This window comes from Metapseudomonas phytobenefica, assembly GCF_043392685.1.
Lineage (GTDB): Bacteria > Pseudomonadota > Gammaproteobacteria > Pseudomonadales > Pseudomonadaceae > Metapseudomonas.
Genome location: NZ_JBHZGM010000010.1, coordinates 135,675 through 141,958, shown reverse-complemented (window position 1 = coordinate 141,958; position 6,284 = coordinate 135,675). Strand labels below are relative to the sequence as shown.

Sequence of the window (6,284 nt, the reverse complement as noted above, 5' to 3'; positions counted from 1 at the left end):
GGGATAGAGGTAGACCTTCTGCACCTTGGCGTCGGGACGCATCATGGTGGTGAGCTCCAGTGAAAACGGGAGCTCAGCATCCAATGATCAGCAGGCTATGGGCAGGTGGGGTTTATGGAGCGGATACGACTCAACTTAAGCTCTGCATGTTTTGTGATCATTTTCTGCTGTCATTCCCGCCATGAAGAATCGACAGCGCAAAATCCTTGAGGCCATTTTCCGTACGCCGGCTACTGCGGCGGTGGTGTTCTCCGAAATCGATGCGTTGCTTCTGCATCTGTGCAGACGAGGTATTTGAGCGATAGCAGGGTTTTGTGCCCGCATGCAGGCCAGTTCCGGCTGCATGGGGTGTCCAGCCCAGCCGCGCGCGACTAATAGCCCCGATGAATTCCGGGCAAACTCCAATTCCCGCTCCCCGATCTCCCGGCCTGCTCCGCGAGGCCCCTTAAAGGGCGCCTGATAACCTTCCAGGTTCGACGGGCATTGACGCTGCAATAGCGCTCGCCGGGACAACCTATCTGCCCGATACGATAAGCCTGCCGATCCATGGCCAGTTAGGCTTCAGCCCATGCAATCGGGAATCCGCAGGTGCATGCCTAGGGGTGCTATCCGATGCCTTTACATCGGTCCTTTCTGTTCGTCCTGATGACGACCAGTGCGGATCCTCACCGTGTCGCTACGGGACAAGAACAAGAGGAAACGGCAAATGTTTGATCTGAACAAAATCGTCGAGCCCGTGCTCGGCCTTCAAGGGCTGGAAGCTGATCTGAGCGAAGAAGAACGTGCCATTCAGGAGGCGGCTCACGGCTTCGCCCGAGACGTGATGCGTCCGCTCGGCGCCAAGCTGGACAAGATGACCGCCGAAGAAGTGGTCGCCCCGGGATCGCCGCTGTTCGACTACCTGCGCCAGGTGCATGAGTCGGGTCTCCTTGACCTCGCCGCCATTGCCGGCATGGACAACCAGCAGAAAGCCCGCATCATGCCGATCATCTTCGAAGAGCTTGGCTGGGGTGACTCCGGTCTGGCCATCGCCGCCCTGGCGTCTTCCTTCCCCGCATTCGCGGCGCACAACACCGGCGATGCGGAAATCATCGAGCGATTCGGCTCGCTTCCCGGCTGCTGGCTGGCGACCCAGCCCGATCGCGGCAGCGATGCCGCCGACATGGACGGCAGCATCGTCCAGCCCGGAACCCGGCAATCGCGCGGCAATCTGTATGCGCGGGTAGTAGGAGACGAGGTCATCGTGCAGGGCCAATCCTCGGCCTGGGTTTCCTATGCACCCCTTGCGCAGACCACCCTCGCTTACATTCCTTGCGACTACGGCCAGGGCCTGGAGCATGAGAATGGCCGTGGGCTGAACCACATCGGCATACTGATTCCGCTCGACCTGCCGGGCGTCTCCAAGGGCAAGCCGCTGGAGAAGCTGGGCCAGCGTCCACTGCCCCAGGGGGAGCTGTTTTTCAATGAAGTGCGTGTGCCGAGGAAATACGTGATCGCCGAGGGCGAAGCGGCCATGACCAGCTTCTTCAGCGCCCTGACGTTTGGCAACATGGAAATGGCGGCGACCTTCACCGGGGTTGCTCGCGCGGCCTACGAACATGCCTTGGCCTATGTGCACGAACGCAAGCAAGGCGGAACACCGATCATCAATCACCAGAGCGTGCAACTGCGCACCTTCGACCTGTGGCAGAAAGTCGAGCTGTCGCGCGCCATCACCCAGCGGGTGTTTGCCTACAACTACTGCGACAAGGGCCCGCACCTGGCCGCGTCGATCACCAGCAAGACCTATGTCACCGAGACCGCCTTCCAGGTGGCCAGCGAAGCGCTGCAACTCTTCGGTGGCAACGGCCTGACCCGCGAGTACCCGATCGAGAAGCTTCTGCGTGATGCACGGGCATCGATGATCGAAGACGGCGAGACCAACACCCTCAAGCTCAAGGCCATGCACTGGCTGAGCCGCGCTTACCAGCGCAACCACTGACCATCCGATAGCCCTCCGAAAAAACTTCCTCGGGACTGCCTAAGTGCGGCCCCGGGGAGACGGCTGCGCCGACGAAAGCCGGCCGTCGCGGCACTCTTGCACGGGAGCACAGTTGCCATGCGCATCATCGAACACTTCGATAACGCGGTCCGTTTCTATCCGAACAACCTAGCCTTCGTCGACGTCGGCAACGACGCGGGGGCGCTCACCTATGCCCAGGCGGCAAACGTGACCCAGGCCATCGCAGGCGCGATCACCCATAACGGGTTCAACGAAGGCGGCCATGTGGGCATCCTGGCGCCCAACTGCAGCGTCGCGTTTCTCGCCCTGCTGGGCGTATTCCGTGCCCGCTGCGTCTGGCTACCGGTCAATCCGCGCAATACGGTGGCGGCCAATGCGGAGCTGTTCAGTGACTTCGACGGCGAGCTGCTGTTGTTCCACAGCGTCTACGCCAAGGAAGCCGCGCAACTTAAAGCGAGCTGCCCCGGCCTGCGTGAACTGGTGTGCATCGATGGCGATTGCGGCGTGGGCATCTCCCTCGCGGCCTGGTCGGAAGGCGCGCCGCCGAGCTACACCCCGGAACCGGGTAGCGGCAGCCTGGACGACATTTTCGCTCTCTATCCCACCGGCGGCACCACCGGGCGTTCAAAGGGCGTGATGATCACCCATCGCAACGTCCACACCTTCTTCAGCAATTTCTACGCGCATTTTTCCTACCACGACGATACCCGCCACCTGGTGGTGGCGCCGATGACGCATACCGCAGGGCTCAGCGGTTGCCTGCACTTCGCCCGTGGCGGCACCAACGTCATCATGGCCGTGGCCCAGCCCGAGGCCATTGTCGATGCGATCGAGCGCTATCGGGTGACCCATCTGTTCCTGCCGCCGACCGTGCTTTACATGCTCCTGGCGCTGCCGGAGATCCGTCAGCGCGATTTCAGCTCCCTGAAGCACTTCCTGGTGGGCGCCGCGCCGACCTCGCTGGAGAAACTGAAGGAAGCCGTGCAGGTTTTCGGCCCGGTGATGTCCGAGGCCTTCGGCCAGTCCGAAGCACCGGCAGCGATCACCGCCAAGGCGCCCTGGGACTACCTGCAGGCCGATGGCTCGATCAATGAGGCACGCCTGCAATCCATCGGCCGACCGTGTGTGCTCAACAGCGTGGCCATCCTCGATGACGAAGGGGTAGAAGTGGCGCGCGGCGAAGCGGGGGAGGTCTGCATTCGCGGGGATCTGGTGACGCCGGGCTATTACAAGAACGCGCAGGCCACTGCCGAGGTGCGCACTCATGGCTGGCACCACACGGGCGATGTCGGGGTCATGTCCGAGGACGGCTACATCACTATCGTCGACCGCAAGAAGGACATGATCATCACCGGCGGTTTCAACGTCTATCCGAACGAGATCGAGCAGGTGCTGACCGGCCACGAGGCCGTGCAGGATTGCTCGGTGATCGGCATCCCCGACGAGAAGTGGGGCGAAGCGGTGAAGGCCATTGTCCAGCTCAAGCCCGGCAAGGTCTGTGCGGAGGAAGATCTGATCGCCCTGGTCAAGGAGCGCCTTGGCAGCGTCAAGACCCCCAAGAGCGTCGACTTCATCGAACAGCTACCGCGCAGCCCGGCCGGCAAGGTGCTGAAGACCGAGCTGCGCAAGGCGTACTGGTCGGACAAGGCTCGCGCGGTGAATTGACCAGCCGCTCCGTCGCAGCCCCCCAGCCAAGGGGGGCGGCCTCCAGCCGCAGCTGACCTATGGTGGCGCGGACAACGCTGCGTCACCGGACCTGCTTCCCCAGCTGTCCCGGGCCCCATGCGCAGTGACTGATACTCGCACTGAGCACTGGCGGAGAGCAGCCGAATGAAAGAGGTCACGCACAACTCATCGATCATCGGCGCCTACGCCATCGCGATTGCCGAAGCCCTGGAAAACCTGGGTATCGTCGCGGAGGACATCTTCCACACCTGCGGCCTGTCATTGCCCACCACCACCGATCCCCTGGTCCGCATCGACAACCCGACTATCTCGCGACTCTACGCCGCTGCGGTGCAGGCCAGCGGCGATCCCGGTTTCGGCTTGCGAGTCGGAGAAACGATGCGCCCGGCCAATCTGCACGCCATGGGCTTCGCATTGCTGTCCAGCATCTCGATTCGAGATTTTGCCCAACGCCTGAGTGCCTTCTACCGGGTCGTTTCCCAAAACGCCGATATCCGTTGTGAAGAGCATGGCAATCAGTTCCTGCTGATCAGTGCCAGCACAAAAGGGACAGACACCTGTTTCGAGACGCAGGATGCCTACATTGCCCTGGTCACCAACCTGCTGCGCACCATCTCCGGCAATCGCTTCCAATTGAGGAAGCTCGAACTGACACGGCCACAACCGGAAGGCCAGGCACAGAGGTATCGAGACTATTTCCAGTGCGATATCGAATTCGATCGGCCTGAGATCATCATGGTCATGGACGTCGCACAGGTAGACAAGCGGCTGCCCGGTGCCAACGAGGAGCTCGCCCTTGGCCATGATCGAACGGTGATGGAGTATCTGCAGCGGATCGACCGCAGCGACATCGTCAATCGCGTACGGTCGCTCATCAGCGAAGCGTTATCCGTGCGGGCCCTGAACAAGGACCGGGTGGCCGAGCAACTTCACATCAGCACCCGCAACCTGCAGTTGAAGCTTGCTGCGCGGGACACCAGTTTCCAGGAGATTCTCGACAGTACCCGCCGCACGCAGGCCCTGGCGATGATGTCGCGCAGCTCGGTTTCGGTAACCGAAGCGGCCTTCTCCCTCGGCTACACCGAAGTGAGCAATTTCACCCGCGCCTTCAAACGCTGGACAAACCAGTCGCCGCGACAGTACCGCCAAGACCTCGGGCTGGAGCGCTGAGCCGGGCGGCTCTGTACTCCAGCCCACCCTGGCAGGTCAGTACTTTTTCAGGATATGCACGAAGCCGGCGCTGCCCAGGCCGCCGTTGTGCTGCAGCGCGACCCGGGCCCCCGGCATCTGCCGTGGGCCGGCCTCACCGCGAAGCTGCCAGGTCAGCTCGGTCAACTGGGCCAGTCCCGTCGCACCCAGCGGATGCCCCTTGGCCAGCAGGCCGCCCGAGGGGTTGATCACCCAGTCGCCGCCATAGGTGCCGCGCCCGGCTGCGACAAAGGCGTTCAGCTCGTCCTGCCGGCACAGCCCCAGCGCGACATAGGTGGCCAGCTCGTTGCTGGCGAAACAGTCGTGCAGTTCGATGACGTCGACATCTTCCGGGCCGATGCCGGCATCCTCATAGGCTTTGTGCGCCGCATCGCGGCTCAGGGCCTGGAACATGACATCCATCACGCTGCCTTCGAAGAAACTGCTGCGGTCGCTGCTCCAGCCGCGCCCGGCCAGGCGTACGTCGGCGCGGATGCCATGGGCACGGGCGAACTCCGGGGTGCAGACGATCACGGCGGCTGCGCCGCAACTCGGCGGGCAGGCGTAGTTCTTGCGCAGCCCACGGAAGAGGGGAGGTGTGGAAAGTATCTCTTCGACCGTCAGTGGCGTGCGGAAGATGGCGTTCTCATTGTGGGCGGCGTGCCTGCGGGAATTGACGCAAACCGCCGCTAGGGTCTGCTCGGTCACCCCCATCCCGAGCATGGCATCGACCTGGGCGCCGAACATGCCGACCGCCGGCGGCACGGCGCGCTCCTCGGGGCTCATGTCCATCATCCTGAAGATGGCCTGCTCATGCCGCGCGATCGGGCTCGGCTTGTCGGGGAAGAGCATGTTGATTGCCCCCGGCGCCATCTGCTCGAAGCCCAGCGCCAGTGCGCACTCCACCTGCTGCCCCTGGACTGCCTGGACAGCCAGGGCGAAGGCCGACGAACCGCTGGCGCAGTTGTTGTTCACGTTGAAGATCGGGATGCCGCTGATATCCAAGCGGTAGAGCGCCGCCTGCCCCGCGCAACTGTCGCCGTAGACGTAGCCGCAGAAGGCCTGCTCGACCAGTGCGTAGTCGATGCCGGCGTCCTTGAGCGCCGCGCGTGCAGCTTGTTCGCCCATGACGTCGTAGCTTTCCGATTGACCCGGCTTGCGGAAGGGCACCATGCCCACCCCGGCGATTACGATTTCGGTACTCATAGTGACCTCTTGGCTGTTCGTGGACGCTGGTTCTGGCTGCGTGCAACCGAGTATCCACAAAGCCTCGTGCCGTGGAGCCCGCGCGTGTCGAGCTGATAACAAGTCAGGCCTCCAGGGACAAATCCGTCTGCCGGGCGCCTGCAATCTGCTCGTTTCGGGATAAGCGTTCTGCGTGGAAGGACAAGTCCGGGGGCCGGGCGCG

At 62.8% G+C, this 6,284-nt stretch carries 4 protein-coding genes; 3 read left to right on the top strand and 1 reads right to left on the bottom strand.

Annotated features, from left to right (window positions below):
- Positions 1-706 precede the first annotated feature (706 nt).
- The 3 genes from ACFW0B_RS11190 to ACFW0B_RS11180 all read left to right on the top strand — a co-directional run bounded on the left by ACFW0B_RS11190 (position 707) and on the right by ACFW0B_RS11180 (position 4,858).
- Positions 707-1,981, top strand: a complete 1,275-nt coding sequence (locus tag ACFW0B_RS11190; protein ID WP_449148032.1) for an acyl-CoA dehydrogenase family protein — start codon at positions 707-709, stop codon at positions 1,979-1,981.
- 117 nt (positions 1,982-2,098) lie between these two features.
- A complete protein-coding gene (locus ACFW0B_RS11185; RefSeq protein ID WP_449148030.1) occupies positions 2,099-3,667 on the top strand; it encodes a class I adenylate-forming enzyme family protein in 1,569 nt (522 codons plus the stop codon).
- Between the two features lie 165 nt (positions 3,668-3,832).
- Positions 3,833-4,858 (top strand): AraC family transcriptional regulator, encoded by a 1,026-nt coding sequence (locus ACFW0B_RS11180; protein ID WP_449148028.1) that lies wholly within the window; start codon positions 3,833-3,835, stop codon positions 4,856-4,858.
- 36 nt (positions 4,859-4,894) lie between these two features.
- On the opposite strand, the gene ACFW0B_RS11175 is transcribed toward ACFW0B_RS11180, so the two are convergent.
- A complete protein-coding gene (locus ACFW0B_RS11175) occupies positions 4,895-6,082 on the bottom strand; it encodes a thiolase C-terminal domain-containing protein (RefSeq protein ID WP_449148026.1) in 1,188 nt (395 codons plus the stop codon).
- Positions 6,083-6,284: the final 202 nt, after the last annotated feature.